The sequence below is a fragment of the Amycolatopsis tolypomycina genome, from assembly GCF_900105945.1.
GTDB classification, from domain to species: Bacteria; Actinomycetota; Actinomycetes; order Mycobacteriales; family Pseudonocardiaceae; genus Amycolatopsis; species Amycolatopsis tolypomycina.
The window spans coordinates 6,985,802-7,001,287 of sequence record NZ_FNSO01000004.1; the positions used below are offsets into that span (position 1 = coordinate 6,985,802).

At 71.9% G+C, this 15,486-nt stretch carries 12 protein-coding genes; 3 read left to right on the top strand and 9 right to left on the bottom strand.

The genetic code is table 11. The features are described 5' to 3' along the window. Positions 1-49 precede the first annotated feature (49 nt). The 3 genes from BLW76_RS41725 to BLW76_RS41735 form a co-directional block, all read right to left on the bottom strand. Positions 50-703 carry a dTMP kinase gene (locus tag BLW76_RS41725; protein ID WP_091317687.1) on the bottom strand — a complete coding sequence of 218 codons (654 nt, stop codon included), beginning with the start codon at positions 701-703 and terminating at the stop codon, positions 50-52. Positions 704-765: 62 nt separating this feature from the next. Further along, positions 766-1,515: a VOC family protein gene (locus tag BLW76_RS41730; protein ID WP_091317689.1), complete on the bottom strand. Its 750-nt coding sequence runs from the start codon at positions 1,513-1,515 to the stop codon at positions 766-768. After that, positions 1,512-2,087, bottom strand: a complete 576-nt coding sequence (locus BLW76_RS41735) for a papain-like cysteine protease family protein (RefSeq protein WP_091317690.1) — start codon at positions 2,085-2,087, stop codon at positions 1,512-1,514. The genes BLW76_RS41730 and BLW76_RS41735 overlap by 4 nt, the downstream gene beginning before the upstream one ends. A 247-nt stretch (positions 2,088-2,334) precedes the next feature. On the opposite strand from BLW76_RS41735, the gene BLW76_RS41740 reads away from it, so the two are divergent. Beyond that, the gene (locus BLW76_RS41740) at positions 2,335-3,333 is read left to right on the top strand and encodes a hypothetical protein (protein WP_091317693.1); all 999 of its coding nucleotides are present in this window, start codon (positions 2,335-2,337) and stop codon (positions 3,331-3,333) included. 126 nt (positions 3,334-3,459) lie between these two features. Here BLW76_RS41740 and BLW76_RS41745 read toward each other — a convergent pair whose 3' ends face one another. From BLW76_RS41745 to ahcY, 3 genes are all read right to left on the bottom strand, one after another. Further along, entirely contained in the window at positions 3,460-3,885 is a 426-nt protein-coding gene (locus BLW76_RS41745; RefSeq protein ID WP_091317695.1) for a YjdF family protein, read from the bottom strand. A gap of 134 nt (positions 3,886-4,019) precedes the next feature. Next, complete coding sequence (locus BLW76_RS41750; protein WP_244170568.1) at positions 4,020-4,268, bottom strand: VOC family protein; 249 nt, start codon at positions 4,266-4,268, stop codon at positions 4,020-4,022. Positions 4,269-4,476: 208 nt separating this feature from the next. Next, positions 4,477-5,949, bottom strand: a complete 1,473-nt coding sequence (gene ahcY, locus BLW76_RS41755) for an adenosylhomocysteinase (RefSeq protein ID WP_091317696.1) — start codon at positions 5,947-5,949, stop codon at positions 4,477-4,479. Between the two features lie 92 nt (positions 5,950-6,041). Here ahcY and BLW76_RS41760 point away from each other — a divergent pair, with 92 nt between their 5' ends. Beyond that, positions 6,042-8,300: a hypothetical protein gene (locus BLW76_RS41760; RefSeq protein WP_091317698.1), complete on the top strand. Its 2,259-nt coding sequence runs from the start codon at positions 6,042-6,044 to the stop codon at positions 8,298-8,300. A 51-nt stretch (positions 8,301-8,351) separates the two neighbouring features. Here BLW76_RS41760 and BLW76_RS41765 read toward each other — a convergent pair whose 3' ends face one another. The 3 genes from BLW76_RS41765 to BLW76_RS41775 form a co-directional block, all read right to left on the bottom strand. Continuing rightward, the gene (locus BLW76_RS41765) at positions 8,352-9,035 is read right to left on the bottom strand and encodes an LPXTG cell wall anchor domain-containing protein (RefSeq protein WP_091317699.1); all 684 of its coding nucleotides are present in this window, start codon (positions 9,033-9,035) and stop codon (positions 8,352-8,354) included. A gap of 270 nt (positions 9,036-9,305) precedes the next feature. After that, a complete protein-coding gene (locus BLW76_RS41770; protein WP_091317701.1) occupies positions 9,306-10,823 on the bottom strand; it encodes an amino acid permease in 1,518 nt (505 codons plus the stop codon). Positions 10,824-10,921: 98 nt separating this feature from the next. Further along, entirely contained in the window at positions 10,922-11,839 is a 918-nt protein-coding gene (locus tag BLW76_RS41775; RefSeq protein ID WP_091317702.1) for a cation diffusion facilitator family transporter, read from the bottom strand. 355 nt (positions 11,840-12,194) lie between these two features. Between BLW76_RS41775 and BLW76_RS41785 the strand changes: the two genes are divergently transcribed. Continuing rightward, positions 12,195-15,122, top strand: coding sequence for an AfsR/SARP family transcriptional regulator (locus BLW76_RS41785; RefSeq protein WP_091317704.1), 2,928 nt, complete (start codon positions 12,195-12,197; stop codon positions 15,120-15,122). Positions 15,123-15,486: the final 364 nt, after the last annotated feature.

Here is a 15,486-nt window from a genome sequence, read left to right on the forward strand (position 1 = left end):
TCCACTGTGGGCGGAGGTGGCATGCCGCACTACGACGTACCCTGCCCGGCTACTGTCGTAGCAACGTCTTCGCCAGCGCTTCGTGGTCCACGCCCGCGACGCCGTCCAGGACGTGCCACGGCGCGAGCCAGCCCGACGCGGCCAGCTCGTCGTAGACGGCCGCGCACCGCCGCTGCAGGCCGTCGTCGGTCTCGAAGGCGTCGCGCTCGCGGCCGGTCTCGGTTTCCGCGCGGCGTTCGGCGCGCTCGGCCGCCACCGCCGGGGCCACGCGCAGCAGCAGCTGGGCGTCGGGGCGCGGCAGGCCGAAGCGGTCGACCTCCAGCTCCCACACCCACTTCACGACTTCGCCGGCCGCGTCCTGCCGCAGGCGCGCGGCCGCGTACGCGGCGTTGGAGGCGACGTACCGGTCGAGCAGGACGACGTCGTGGGTGTCGCGCAGCGCGCGGATCCCGTCCGCGGCGCCGCTGCGGTCCAGGGCGTAGAGCATCGCCATGCCGTACACCGAGTCGGCGAGGTCGCCGTGCCCGCGGTGCAGTGCCTCGCGGACGAGGTCCGCGTGCACGCTCTCGCCGTAGCGCGGGAACGCCAGCGACGCCACGCTCGCGCCCTTGGCGCCCAGCGCCGCCGTCAGCCCGTCGGTCAGCGTGCGCTTGCCCGCACCGTCGAGCCCTTCGATGACCACCAGTCGACCCACGGGCGTCACAGTAGCGGTGGTGGACCGGCGGGCTCGGTGGAAGGGGATCGACGCCGAGCCCGCCGGTTCGTCTAGGCGGGGTGCCGCCGCAGGTGGAGCACGTAGCCGGCGCCGCTGATCGCGAGCACGCCGACGAGGATCAGCAGCGGCACCCAGCCGGTGTCGTGGCTCGACGGCGCCGGGCCGCCGTCCCCGCGGGGCATCACCTGGGACGTCGCGTCGTAGCCGCCGGCCTCGCCGTTGCGGGCGTAGGCCGAGCCGGGGAGCTTGTCGGCGTAGCGCGCTTCGACGGTCCGCTGGTAGTCGGCGACCGCCTTGCCGTCGGCCAGCGACGTCACCCGGTCGCCGTCGACCGCGTACCAGGCGTCGATTTGCGGTTCGTGCAGCAGCTGGGCACCCGCGGGCAGCTTCCGGGCGTACGCGGCCTCGACGTCACCCGAGGCGATGTTGCCGACCTGCCAGGTGCCGTCCGCGCCGCGGACCGACCAGAGCGTCGCGGTCCGGCCGTCGGAGGCGCGCGCGGGGATCGCGAAGTAGGCGAAGTCGCCCGGGGCCGCGCCGGGCTTGCCCGCGACGAAGTCCGGCGAAAGCTCGTACACGGGATAGGCGTCCGGCGCGATCCGCACCGAGACCGGGCCCTGCGCGCCCGGCGCCTGGGCGAAGAACCGGACCAGGACGTCCTGGAAGCCCACGGCCGCGTTGTGCGCGGCGGTGGCGTCGGCGCTGCTGATGCCGGCGGCCTGGGCCGCGCCTGACACCGGAGCCGTCATCAGCAGCGCCGCGCCGGTCAGCACGGCGAGCACGAGCGCCCGCCTGCTCATCGGGCGATCCCGGTGAGCGTGTGCGTCCAGGTGAACGACGGGTTCTGGGTGTAGTAGCCGTAGGTCGACCAGTTGTAGCGCTTGGCCGGGCCGGGGTCGGCCCAGAACACCCAGTCGCCGCGGGTGTCGTAGCCGTAGAGGACGTGGACGTGGCCGCCGCCCGAGCGGTAGCCGACGCGAGTCTCGACCGGCCGGTCCGCCGCGGTCTGCGTCCGGACGCCGGCGTAGGAGATGCGCCGGTCGAGGTAGCGGCCCGGCGAGCTGAAGCCGAGCCGGGCGAAGGCGCGCTGCGGGTCGGCGAGCGTGCCGGGGAGGTTGGCGCAGTCGGCGCCGGTCTCGCCGTGCGCGAGCTGGCAGAACCGCGTCTGGCTGATTTCCGCGCCGTGGAAGGCGGCGATGGTGTTGCCCGCGCCGGCCCAGCACCACTGGTTCTTCTGCTGGAGCTGCAGGACGATCTGGTTCCGGTAGGTCGACGGCACTCCGGGCGCGGCTCCGGCAGTGGCCGGCGCGACCAGGCACAACAGCAGGCTCACGGCCAGTACGGCGTGGACCTGGCTCGACTTCACCAGCACAGATGGCCTCCTGTGGAGGAGTGGGCGAACCAGCGGTGGTCACAACGGTGAACAACGCGGTCACAAGGAGCAAGAACGCCATCCGGAGGAACGGACCGTTCCGGGGCACAGCCGGAACGCGGAACGCTCACCTCAACGAGGCCAACCACCCTGAACGGGGGTCGGCACGCCCACTCTACGCTGCTACCGTGAACGTTCCGCGGTGTTCACGCCCAGCGCACACACTGGTCGGGTGAAGGGACGAGCGGTGGTACAAGACGGGAACCTCCCACTGATCATCGATGGCGCCCGCACGACCCGGGCATCGGTCGCCGAACTGCCGAAAGAGCTGACCGAGGCGCTCCGCACCGGTGAGTTCCACCACGCGCTGAGACTGGCCATCGCCTACCGCGGGCTGTCGCTGGCCCGGTTGCGCGCCCACCTGGCGCTGCGCGGGGTCCAAATCGGACAGTCGACGCTGAGTTACTGGCAACGCGGGCTGCGTCAGCCCGAGGTGCCGAAGGCGCTGCCGGCGGTCCGGGCCCTCGAATCGGTCCTCCAGCTGCCGGCGGACGCACTGGTGGTGCTGATCGGCCCCCGCCTGGTCCGCCGCGGCCACCAGCCGGCGGCGTCGTTCCACGACCTGCGCTCCGGCGACATGGGGTCGATCGTCGAGGACCTGCTGGCCGAGCTGGGCGCGTACCCGTCGTCGAACCACTACAACGCGGACCTCGAGCTGCTGTCGGTCCACGACACGATCACGTTCGACGCGGAACACCGGCAAGTGAGCTTGCGCACGCGGCTGGTGACGCGCGCGCGACGGCACGGGCCGGACCGGTACCTGACGGTGTACAACGGCGACCCGGGCTGCCGCATCGACGACGTCGAGCTGATCACCGACGAGGGCTGCCGGGTCGGCCGGATGCGCCGCAACCCGGACGCGGACACGATGGCGACGGAGCTGCTGTTCGACCGCAAGCTCGCCGAGGGCGACATCCACGTGTTCTGCTTCGAGGTCAGGGACGACTCGGGTTCGGCGTCGCCGGGGTACTACCGGATGCTGCGCGATCGTTGCGCGAGTTACCTGGTGCAGTTGCGCTTCGACCGCAACGCGCTGCCGGCCCGGTGCACGCGCCAGGTCCGGGCGCGCGACGACGCGCTGCCGGTGGTCGCGGAGGAACTGGCGTGCGACATGGGCGGGGTGAGCAGCGCGTTCTTCAGCGACGCCGGGCCGGGGCTGGCCGGGGTCGCGGTGGAGTGGAACTGAGGCGTGTCGACCTGCCAATCACGCGTGTCGACTCCCGGATCACGCGTGTCGACCCTCGGCTCACAGCCGGTCCGACGGGCTCGGTGCCGGAAGGGTCGACACGCGTGATTCAAGGGTCGACACGGCTCAGTGGCCGCGGTGCTTGGCTCGCGACTTCGCTTTCGCCAGCTCGCGGCGGCGGGTGGCCTCGGCGGCCGCGCGGCGTTTGCGGGCCGCTTTGTTCTCGGCCGCGTGGTGGGTCACCGCGTCGCGGAGGGCGCGCTGGGCGGCCGTGCCGATGCCCTCGTCGGCCTGGGTCTTCTTCGCCAGCTTCGCGAGGCGCTTGGCGTGGAGCCGGGCGGTCGGCCGTTCACGCGCCGGGACCGGCGGGGCCGCGTGGGCTTCGCCGGCCAGGCGCGCGAAGCCGTGGCCGGCGGCGAACACGGCCAGCTCGGCGTTCGTCGGCTCGCTGCCGAAGAGGTGACGGGCGGCCCTGACCAGGCCGTCTTCGTGGATTTCGTAGACGCCGACCCAGAACCGGCCGTCGTGGTACAGCGTGAACACCCCGCTCATCGGGAAACCTCCAGGCGTGACGGATCAGCCTGGCGCCACCGGTTTCCCACCGAAGCGGGACAACGGGCCCTGTGCGAGCCGCCCGGACTACCTACCGGGCCGTGAGGTTTGTGAAGCCAAGAACGGGGACGAGCTTACGCGGGGAGGCCGCCGATGCCGATCTCGTTTCCCTCGGGGTCGCGGTAGAGGAACTTCCGCACGCCGTTGTCGTAGGTCTCCGACGCCGCCGGCTCGATGCCCCGCGCGGAGATCGCCGCGGCGCGCTCGTCCAGATCGCCGACGAACAGGACGTGCATGGGGTGCCCGGTGGCCCGCTCCGGCCGTCGCTCGACGAAGACGGCCCCGTGCTCGGCGACCTCCCACAACGCCTCGGTTTCACTCACCACGTACGTCGGCGGCGAGCCGAAGAGCTCCTCGTACCAGGTCAGCGCCCGCTCGTGCCCCAGCCGCGGGACAGTTCTTCGAGCTCGTCGAGGCTCAGCATCCGGCCCTCCGGCTCCACATCGTCCATGCCTGATTCTTCGGCTGTCACACCCGCGAAACACCAGGGCCGCCCCGAACACTTTCGGGGCGGCCCTGACCAGCAAGAACTCAGTACCGGTAGTGCTCCGGCTTGAACGGGCCCTCGACGTCGACGTCGATGTACTCGGCCTGCTCCTTGGTCAGCTTCGTCAGCTCACCGCCGAGGGCGTCGAGGTGGATCTTCGCCACCTTCTCGTCCAGCTTCTTCGGGAGGCGGAAGACCTCCTTGTCGTACTCCTCGTACTTCGTGAACAGCTCGACCTGCGCGATCACCTGGTTCGAGAAGCTGTTCGACATCACGAACGACGGGTGGCCGGTCGCGTTGCCCAGGTTGAGCAGCCGGCCCTCGGACAGCACGATGATCGTGTTGCCGTTCGGGAACACCCACTCGTCGACCTGCGGCTTGATGTTCACGCGGCGGATGCCCGGGTAGCGCGCGAGGCCCGCCATGTCGAGCTCGTTGTCGAAGTGGCCGATGTTGCCCAGGATCGCCTGGTGCTTCATCTTCGCCATGTGCTCGACCAGCACGACGTCCTTGTTGCCGGTCGTCGTGATGACGATGTCGGCCTCGGGGAGCGCGTTCTCCAGGGTGCGGACCTGGTAGCCGTCCATCGCCGCCTGCAGCGCGCAGATCGGGTCGATCTCGGTCACGATCACGCGCGCGCCCTGGCCGCGCAGGGACTCCGCCGCGCCCTTGCCGACGTCGCCGTAACCGCACACGACCGCGACCTTGCCGCCGATGAGGACGTCGGTGCCGCGGTTGATGCCGTCGATCAGGGAGTGGCGGATGCCGTAGCGGTTGTCGAACTTCGACTTCGTCACCGCGTCGTTGACGTTGATCGCCGGGAACAGCAGCTCGCCCGCCGCTGCCAGCTGGTAGAGGCGCAGGACGCCGGTCGTGGTCTCCTCGGTGACGCCGCGGATGCCCTGGCCGATCTTCGTCCACTTGTCCTTGTCGGCCGCCACGGAGTCGCGCAGCAGCTCGAGGAACACCTTGAACTCGTCCGAGGTGTTCTCGTCCGGGGTCGGCACCACGCCGGACTTCTCGTACTCGGTGCCCTTGTGCACCAGCATGGTGGCGTCACCGCCGTCGTCGAGGATCATGTTGGGACCCTCGCCGTCCCAGGTGAGCATCCGCTCGGTGCACCACCAGTACTCCTCGAGCGACTCGCCCTTCCACGCGAAGACCGGGACGCCCTTGGGCTCCTCGGTCGTGCCATGCGGGCCGACGACGACCGCCGCGGCCGCGTGGTCCTGCGTCGAGAAGATGTTGCAGGACGCCCAGCGCACCTCGGCACCCAGCGCCACCAGCGTCTCGATCAGGACAGCGGTCTGCACGGTCATGTGCAGCGAGCCCGAGACGCGCGCCCCGCGCAGCGGGTAGACCTCCGCGTATTCGCGCCGCAGCGCCATCAGTCCCGGCATCTCGTGCTCGGCGAGGCGGATCTCCTTGCGGCCGAACTCGGCGGCCTCGAGGTCGGCGACGGCGAACTCGATGCCGTTGCGGGTCTCGTGCCGCTTGGCAACGCTTTCGGGGGTCATAGTGGCGATTCCTCCAAGACTCGATGACACCCGAACACTACCGTTGTCCGCTCGACTGTCACTGGAAGTGTTAGGAGGCCCTTACCGTGCCCATGCCCGGCCCGGACACCCGCGTCGTGGAAATCCGCGTCGCCGGGCTCGTGGGCACCAGCGGGGAGACGCTGCTCGACGCGGTTTCGACCGTCGACGTCGCCGGCGACGGACTCGGCCGGGTGGTCCGCCCGGCGGACCGGCTGCGCCGCCCGGCACCCGGGCCGGTGCTGCCGGCGCTGGGCCGCTCGATCCCGCGGACCCTCGAGGGCTACCTCTGGCACGGCATGACCTCGGGTGGCGCCGCGAAGGCCACCTGGGCGCTGCTGTTCCCGTTCTCCCTGGCCAACGTCGCGTTCTGGATGCTGCCGCCCGTTTCGCCGAAGAGCCGCCTCGCGCGCGTCCTCGGCGCCGTCTGCCGCGGCCTGCTGCGCGTGGGCGCCCTGCTGCTGACGATGCTGCTGATGGGCCAGCTCGCCGCGATCGCGCTCGACTTGTTCGCCGCGCAGTGCCTCGCGCCCGGGTCGGGCTGCCTGCCGGTGATCCCCGACGTCCTCCGCACGACGGCCGCCCGGATCGCCCTCGGCGTGCTGCCGCTGCTCGGCGTGATCTTCGTCCTGCACCGGATTTCCAGCGCGACCTGGGCGGTGCACGCCGACGGCGACCTCACCGGCGGCCCGCTGCGGATGCGCGCCGACCCCGAGACGCCGGCGCTGCGCTGCCTGCACACCGTCGCGGCGCTGGCCGCGGTCGCGCTGCTGCTGCTCGGCGGGCCGTTCCGGGTGCCGGGCAACACGGTCGATCTGGTGATCTGGATCATCACACAGGCCGTGGTGCTCGCCACCGTCGTCGCCGCCGCGATCGGCGTCGACACCGGCCGGTTCGCCCGCCCCGGCGTGCTCGCCTTCGCGACGCTGCTGGTCGTCGTCGCCGCGGTCCGGCTGCAGCCGGGCGCGGGTCCGCTGCCCGGCACGAACGGCGTCGTCGAAGGTCTCGGCGCGGCCCTGGTCGCCGTCACCGTGCTGTTCGCGCTGTTCCTGGCCCCGGCGGCGCTGCTGGCCCGGCCCGGGTGGAAGCACAAGCCGCAGCGTCTGCGGCCGTGGATGGGCGGCTGGGCGGCCGCACCGGTGCTCGCGCTGGCCGGCCTGCTCGGCGGCGGCTTCGGTGCCGGGCTGGCCGAAGCGCTCCGGCGGCTTTCCGGCGCGGAACACCTGCGGGTGCCGGACACGTACCTGCTGGTCACGGTCCTGTGGGGCGCCGGGCTGGCGCTGGCCGCGGTGCTCGGCGTGCTGGGTTTCGCGGTCGCCGTCCCGCTGCGGCGGCTGCGGCGGGGCATCCCGGAGATCGTCGAGCTGATGGAGCACGACGAGCGGCAGGAGGCCCAGGCCGCGGCGGCCTGGGCGCGCTCGGCGTGGGAACGGCGGCACCTGCACCACCTGGCGCTGGCGGTCGCGAGCGCGATGTCCGCGGGCGGCGCGGCCCTGCTCGTGCTGCGGTTCGGGTTCGGGCTGGTCCCCGGCTGGTTCGGCCCGCTGTCGGCGATCGGCGTGGTCGCGCTCGGCGCGCTGGCCGCCGGCCTGCTGCGCGTGGTCTACACGGCCGCGCGCACCCCGCAGCGCAGCCGGCACCTCGGCGCGCTGGCCGACCTGGTCTGCTTCTGGCCGCGGGCGGCGCACCCGACGGTCCCGCCGTGCTACGCGCTGAAGGTCGTCCCGGAACTGGCCGCGCGGGCACGCGAGCACCTCGCCGAGCCGGGGACGCGTGTGGTGCTCTCCGGCTACAACCTCGGCAGCTTGCTCACGCTCATGGCCGCCGCCCGGCTCGCGGCCGAGCTGCCGAAGGCGGACCTCGAACGCGTCGGCCTGCTCACCGCCGGTTCGCCGTTGCAGTGGGGCTACCAGCGCGCTTTCCCCGCCTTGCTGCCGCAGGAGGCGCTGGAACGGCTCTTCGCCGACCTCGACGGCCGCTGGCGGGCCCTGTGCCGCGGCACCGACATCTTCGGCGGCGGCGTGACGACGTGGCGGCACTCGGTCGCCGACCGGCGCCTGCACGGCGTCGGCTTCCTCCCCGACGGCGGCTGCGGCCCGGTGTCGGCGACGACCGACGAGAACGGCGTCCTGATCCTCGGCGGCGACCACTGGCTGCCGGACCCGCTGCGCGGCCCGACCGGGCGGCACCGCTGGGCGCCGGGGGTGCTCAAGCACCAGGACTACGTCGTCGACGCCGAATGGGACCACGCCGTCGCGATGGCCGCCGGCCTCGGCAAGCCGTCCTGGGGCGAGCAGGGCTCGCTGTTCGGGGACTTTCCCCCGAAACGGTGAAGGCCCCTCGCGCGCGGAGCGAGGGGCCTTCAGCCGTGGACTAGCTCAGCTTCACTCGGAAGCCTTGCGGCGGAACTTCAGCAGCGCGAGCAGGCCGCCACCGGCGGCGAGCAGCAGCGCGCCGACCCAGATCAGCCAGCTGTTGTCGAAACCGGTGTTGGCCAGGCCGCCACCGGTGCCCGACTCGTTGCCGGCGGGCACGACGGCCGGAGCCGTGGTGCTGCTGGTCGGTGAGACGGAGGTCTCCGACGTGGCCGGGGTGCTCGGCTTCGTGGTCTCGGTCGCCGGCGTCGACGGCTTGGTGGTCGTCGTCGGGGCGGGCTCCGTCGGCTTGGGCTTCTTCGTGCCGCACAGGAACCACTTGTCGATCTTCGGCTGGGTGCGGTCGTAGTTGAACGGCGCACGCAGGTCGTTCCACGGGGCGTTCTTGTCGAGCTTCTTGCCCGGCGTGTAGTCGTTGAAGCCGTCGTTGCCGCCGACCACGACGATGCGGGTGACGGTGACGCCCTCGTTGACCGACTTGATGTTCAGCCGGGTGTTGTTCTTCGTCAGCTCGAAGACGACGTCCTTCTGGTCGAGGACCTTGCCGTCGGCACAGGGCGTCGGCTTGCCCGGCGTCGGGTTGGGACGGGTGTCGTCGCTGTAGCAGGCGAGAGCGGAACCGGCGGTGCCGATGAGGGCAGCGGTGGTGAGCGCCAAGACCGCAACGGCGCCGCGGAAGGAACGTCTGCGCATGAGTTCTCCAGTACCGAACGGGGGAAGAACGGCAAAATCGGGGGACCGTGTGGCCACTGCCCGTGGGAATCACGCGGCTGTAATTCACCCGTCAGTGGCACACGAAGGATCGAAAGGTATCGCACGTCACCTGGCCGCTTACAGGGGGTCCCTCTTTGCGCACAAATCGCAAGATCGTCTTGATCAAGTCGTAACCTGGCATTACGCAACCAAATGCAAAAAGCCCCGCCGACCTGGGCGTCCAGGCGGGCGGGGCTTTTCTCGCGCAAGTCAGGCTTCGGGTACCTTCTCCGGTTCCCCCGCCTGCCGCTTGCCGAGCAGCGAATGACGGCGGCTGTAGGCGAAGTACAGCACCACGCCCAGCACCATCCAGGCGATGAACCGCAGCCAGGTCAGCACGGTCAGGTTCAGCATCAGCCACAGGCAGGCCACGATGGCCAGGATCGGGATCAGCGGCACCAGCGGCACCTTGAACGCCCGGGGCAGTTCCGGCCGGGTCCGCCGCAGCACCAGCACGCCTGCCGAGACGAGCACGAACGCGAACAGCGTGCCGACGTTCACCATTTCTTCGAGCTTGTCCGCCGGGAAGAACCCGGCCGCGACCGCGACCAGCCCGCCGACGATGAGCGTCGCGCGCATCGGCGTGCCGTGTTCGCCGGTCTTCGCCAGGCCGCGCGGCATCAGGCCGTCGCGGGACATCGCGAAGATGATCCGGACCTGGCCCAGCATGAGCACCATGACGACGGTGGTCAGGCCGGCCAGCGCGCCGAAGGAGATGATGTTGGCCGCCCAGTCGACGCCGTTCGCGGAGAACGCCGTGGCGAGGGTCTTGTGGCTGCCGTCGCCCGCCGAAGTCGCGAGGTCCTTGTAGGACGTCATGCCGACGACGACGAGCGACACGGCGACGTACAGCACGGTCACGATGGCCAGCGAGCCCATGATCCCGCGCGGCACGGCCTTCTGCGGGTTCTTGGTCTCCTCCGCGGTGGTCGCGACGATGTCGAAGCCGATGAACGCGAAGAACACCAGCGAGGCGCCGGCCAGCAGGCCGAAGACGCCGAACGAGCTGCTCGCGCCGCCCGCGATCAGGGAGAACAGCGACTGGTCGACGCCGGTCTGGCCCGCCCCGCCCGTCTCGCCCGGCGGGATGTACGGCGTGTAGTTGGCGCCCTTGATGTAGAAGAGGCCGAGGATGATCACGAACAGCACCACGGCGACCTTGATGCCGGTGATCACCATGGACACCCGCGAGGACAGCTTGGTGCCGACGGCCAGCAGGATCGTCAGGATCGCCACCACGAGCAGCGCACCCCAGTCGACCGTCACGCTCCCGATGTCGAACGTCGTCTTCGTGCCCTTGCCGAAGAGGTAGGCGAGCACCGTCTCCAGGTACACCGACCAGCCCTTGGACACCGCGGCCGCGCCGACGGCGAGCTCGAGGATCAGGTCCCAGCCGATGATCCACGCCATGAACTCGCCGAACGTGGCGTACGAGAACGTGTAGGCGCTGCCCGCGACCGGCACGGTCGAGGCGAACTCCGCGTAGCACAGCGCCGCCAGCGCGCAGGCGATCGCCGCGAAGACGAAGGCCAGCGACACCGAGGGGCCTGCGTAATCACCCGCCGTCCGCGCGGTCAGCGTGAAGATTCCGGCGCCGATGACGACGGCGACGCCGAAGACCGTGAGGTCCCACGCGCTCAGGTTCCGCCGGAGCTTGGTGTCCGGCTCGTCGGTGTCCGCAATGGACTGTTCGATCGATTTAGTGCGCCACAATCCCGTTCCGGGCACCGTTGACCTCCTGCGGCTGGCCTGCATGTATCGCAGTAGGTCACCCTATCGGGTCAGGTGCGTGACGGCTTGCCGAGTTCGCCGAAGTGGATCTCCGGTTATCGCGCAAGGCTGCGGTCGAGGTCCGGTTCGAGGTAGATCAGCTTGGCCACCGGCACCTTGGCCCGGACGCGGGCCTCGGCGTCGTCGATGGCCGTCGCCAGCTCGGCGGTGTCGAGCCCCGGCACCATCGCCAGCTTCGCCGCGACGAGCAGCTCGTCCGGCCCCATGTACTGGGTGCGGATGTGGATGACGCGCTCGACCTTGCCCGCGGCGAGCTCGTCGATGATCGTCGCGAGGACGCCCTCGTTGGCGCCTTCGCCGATGAGCAGGCTCTTCATCTCGATGATGAGGATGATCGCGATGACGCCGAGCAGCGCGCCGATCGCGAGGGTGCCGACGCCGTCCCAGACCGGGTTGCCGGTGACGATCGACAGCCCGACGCCCAGCAGCGCGAAGACGAGGCCGAGCAGCGCGCCGGCGTCCTCGAGCAGCACGACGGGCAGCTCGGGCTCCTTGGCCTGGCGGATGAAGGCCCACCAGCCGGCGTTGCCCTTGATCTTCTTCGACTCGGTGATCGCGGTGTAGAAGCTGTAGCTTTCCAGCGCGACCGCGACGAGCAGGATGATCACCGCGACGATCGGCGACTCGAGCGGCTCGGGGTGGCTGATCTTGTGGATGCCCTCGTAGATCGCGAAGGCGGCGCCGAGGGTGAAGAGCATCAGCGCGACGATGAAGGAGTAGAAGTACCGGTCCCGGCCGTAGCCGAAGGGGTGCTCCTTGTCCGCTTCCCGCTTCGACGTCTTCTGGCCGATCAGCAGCAGGCCCTGGTTCGTGGTGTCGGCCAGCGAGTGCACCGACTCGGCCAGCATCGACGACGACCCCGTGACGAGGAAGCCGACGAACTTCGCCGCCGCGATCCCGGCATTCGCCCCGAGCGCCGCGAGGATCGCCTTGGTTCCGCCTCCAGCTGACACGACCGCTCCCCTGGTAGGTCCTGAAATGTCCGGGTGGAGCCTAATGGGAGCGCGCGAAGGCGGCCGTCCCGACCGGGGGTTTGCTCAAGCGATGGCGGCGATGTCCCCGTCGTCGAAGCAGATCGCCTGGTGCAGCCGGCCGCCCAAAGCCGCAGCGTAGCGGGCGAGCGGATCTCGGCGAGGCGGTGACCTTGGACCACGGCGAGGAGCCGGGCCGGATTCCCGCGCCACGTTCCATCCGGTCGTCGCCAGGCGCTGCCGGGCAAGTCGAAGATCGCGGCAGCGGCGGCCGCCGGTTCTGTCGTACCCCTTCGCTACCGTGGGTTTTCCTGTCGGCCACTCCCGGGAAGGTGACATGGCGCACTTCGCCGTGCTCGGTCCGCTCGCCGTCGAAAGCCCGCCGGGCCGGTGGGCCGTCCTGCGCGGCGAGCGGCAGCGCACGCTGCTGGCCGTGCTGCTGCTCAACGCCGGCCGGCACGTCCCCGTCGACGTGCTCGTCGAAGCGCTGTGGCCGGACGGGCCGCCCAAGTCGTACACGTCCAACCTGCACACCTACCTCTCGCGGCTGCGCGAACGCATCGAAGGACTCCGGGTCGAGCACGGCCCGCCGGGCTACCGGCTGCTCGTCGAGCCGGAAGAGCTCGACCTGCTCGCATTCCGGGCCGCCGTCGCCGAAGGGCGGCGGGCGGCGGATCCGGTGGCCGCCGCGGGGCACTACCGGCGGGCGCTCGCGCTGTGGCGGGGGCCGGTGCTGGCCGGGCTGCACGTGCCGCGGCTGGACGCCGACGTCGCCCGGCTGGAGTCCGAGCGGCTCGCGGTGTTCGAAGACTGCGTCGACGCCGAGCTCACCGCCGGCCGGCACGGGGAGCTGACCGGCGAGCTGCGGGCCATGATCACCGAGCACCCGCTGCGCGAACGGCTGGCCGCGCAGCTGATGATCGCGCTGCACCGGGCCGGGCAGCAGGGCAGCGCGCTGGAGGTCTACCGGCGGCTGCGGAAGACCCTGATCGAGGAGCTCGGCGTCGAGCCCGGCGCGGAGGTCCGCCGGGTGCACGCGGCCGTGCTGCGCGGCGAGGACCCCGTGCCGCGGCTGCCGCCGGCGGTGTGGCCGGTGTGCCAGCTCCCGCCGGACATCGGGGACTTCACCGGCCGCGAAGCCGAGCTGGCGGAGCTGGCCGGTGTGCTCGGCGCGGGCCACGGCGTCCCGGTCGCGGTGCTGAGCGGCGAGCCGGGCGCGGGCAAGAGCACCCTCGCCGTGCGCGCGGCGCACAGGCTGCGCGCGCGGTTCCCGGACGGCCAGCTGTACGTGCCGCTGGCGGGCCGCGAAATCGGCGAGGTGCTGGCCGACCTGCTGCGCGCGCTGGGCGTCCCCGGCCCGGCCGTGCCGGACGACGTGCGGGCGCGCGCGGCGGTGTTCCGCGGCCGGCTCACCGACCGGCGGGTGCTGGTGGTGCTCGACGACGCCGTCGACCCCGAGCACGTCCGCACGCTGCTGCCGGGCACGCCGGGCTGCGCGGTGCTGGTGACGAGCCGCCGCCGGCTGAGCGGGCTGGCGGGCGCGCACCGGCTGGCCGTCGGTCCGCTGTCCGGCACCGACGCCGCGGAGCTGCTGAACCGGCTCGCCGGGGCGCGGGTGGCGCGGGAGCGGGCCGACGCCGAGCGCATCATCACGGCGTGCGCGCGGCTGCCGCTGGCGCTGCGGATCGCGGGCAGCAGGCTGGCGATCCGGCCGCACCTGCGGCTCGGCGAGCTGGCCGACAGGCTGGAGGACGAGGTCCGCCGGCTCGACGAGCTGACCGTGAGCGACCTGGCCGTCCGCAGCAGCATCGCGCTGAGCTACGACGGCCTGCGGCCACCGGCGCGGCGCGCGTTCCGGCTGCTCGGCCGGTGCCGCCTCGCCGACCTGCCGTCGTGGGCCGTCACGACGTTGATCGACGACCCGGACGAAGCCGTCGAAGAGCTCGTCGAAGCGAGTTTGCTGGAGGCGCGCGGGGCGGACGCGACGGGCGAAGGCCGCTACCGGATGCACGACCTCGTCCGGCTGTACGCGGCGGAGCTCGACGAGCCGGAGGCCGGCTCCGGCGTCCGGACGGTGCTGGCGGCAACGCTGGCGCTCGCGGACGCGGCGGCGGCGCGGTTGCCGCGCACGGTGCCGATGCCGTCCCCGGCCGTCGAGCCACCGGCGCAGCCGTTGCCGCGGGAGCTGGTGGAGCGGCTGCTGGCGCGGCCGGACGACTGGTTCGCCGCCGAGCGGGCGAACCTGGTGCTGCTCATCGGGATGCTGGGCCCGCGGGATGCGTTGCTGCTGCTCGACCGCTTGGGCGTCTACCTGTACCTGCACGGCCAGTACGCCGACATGCGCGCGGCGTACGAAACGGTGTTGTCGGCCGACCCACCGCTGTCGACGGTGGCCGAGGCGACGTTGACGTTGCTGCGGCACGCGCGTGGCGAGTACGAGGAGGCGGCGGTCCGCTACCGCGCGTGCGCCAAGGAGCTGGAGGCTTTCGGCGACCGGCGCACGCACGCGTGGGTGTCGGCGAACCTGGCGCACTGCCTGATCGGCCTGGGCCGCCCCGAGGAGGCCCTGGAGACGGCGGCCGACGCCCACGAACTGTTCACTGTGGACGGATCAGCGGCGGAGCTGGGCTGGGTGCAGGCAGCGGAGTCGGCGGCCTTGCTGCGGCTGGGAAGGATCCCCGAGGCCAGCGAAGTAGACCGGAAGGCACTGGCCAGGGCCCGCGCCGGCGGCGACGCCCGGGTGATCGGCGAGGCCCTCCACGGGTACGCGTGGTCATCGCTGCTGACGGGCGACGACCCGGGAGCACTGGCGGCGATCACGGAGTCGGTGGAGCTGCTCCGCGGCACGATGGCTCGGTCGGCACTGGCGAAGTCGTTGCGAACGTTCGGCGCGATCTCGGCGGCGACGGGCGCACGGCAGGAGGCCACGGCGGCGTTCGAGGAGGCCCGTTCGCTGGCACGGGAGCTGGACGAGCGGCCACGCGAGCTGTCATGCACCAGAGCACTGGCCGCGGCCTGGATCGGCGCGGGACGCGCGGCCCAGGCGATCCCGGTGCTACGGGCATGCTTGGACGAGTTCCGTTCGATGGGCGGCCGAGCGGCAACGGGCTTGACGTGGCTGGTGCTGCACCGGGCGTACGCGGCCACGGGGGATCGGAGGTCGGCGACCGAGGCGGAGACGGAGGCGGCGGAGTTGCTCGACCCACGCGATGCCAGCGCAGCCGCGCTGCGGCGGGCGCTGCTCGCGCTCACCGAGCCGGGCTGACGGGCGCTCCCGGCGCCGGGCGCCACACGCCCCACCGAACCAGTCCGACCGGCGCCACCGGACAACAGACACCACACCCCCACCGAACCAGCCCGACCAGCGCCTCCCGAACGCCTGCGCCGGACGCCGCCCGCCCCCACCGAGCCCAGCTGACCGGCGCCACCGGACGCCAGGCACCACACGCCCACCGAACCAGCCCGACCGGCACCTCCCGAACGCCTGCGCCGGACGCCGCCCGCCCCCACCGAGCCCAGCTGACCGGCGCCACCGGACGCCAGGCACCACACGCCCCGTCGAGCCGATCCGACCGGCGAGGGCCTCCGGCAGGCCGGGTGGTGCCCCCTCGCACCACACCGGCCGACCG

Bases quoted from the DNA above. Each gene is read 5' to 3' on its own strand.
- BLW76_RS41760 (WP_091317698.1), top strand. From the start codon at position 6,042: ATGCCCGGCCCGGACACCCGCGTCGTGGAAATCCGCGTCGCCGGGCTC.
- BLW76_RS41765 (WP_091317699.1), bottom strand. From the start codon at position 9,035: ATGCGCAGACGTTCCTTCCGCGGCGCCGTTGCGGTCTTGGCGCTCACC.
- BLW76_RS41785 (WP_091317704.1), top strand. From the start codon at position 12,195: ATGGCGCACTTCGCCGTGCTCGGTCCGCTCGCCGTCGAAAGCCCGCCG.
- BLW76_RS41730 (WP_091317689.1), bottom strand. From the start codon at position 1,515: ATGAGCAGGCGGGCGCTCGTGCTCGCCGTGCTGACCGGCGCGGCGCTG.
- ahcY (WP_091317696.1), bottom strand. From the start codon at position 5,949: ATGACCCCCGAAAGCGTTGCCAAGCGGCACGAGACCCGCAACGGCATC.
- BLW76_RS41745 (WP_091317695.1), bottom strand. From the start codon at position 3,885: ATGAGCGGGGTGTTCACGCTGTACCACGACGGCCGGTTCTGGGTCGGC.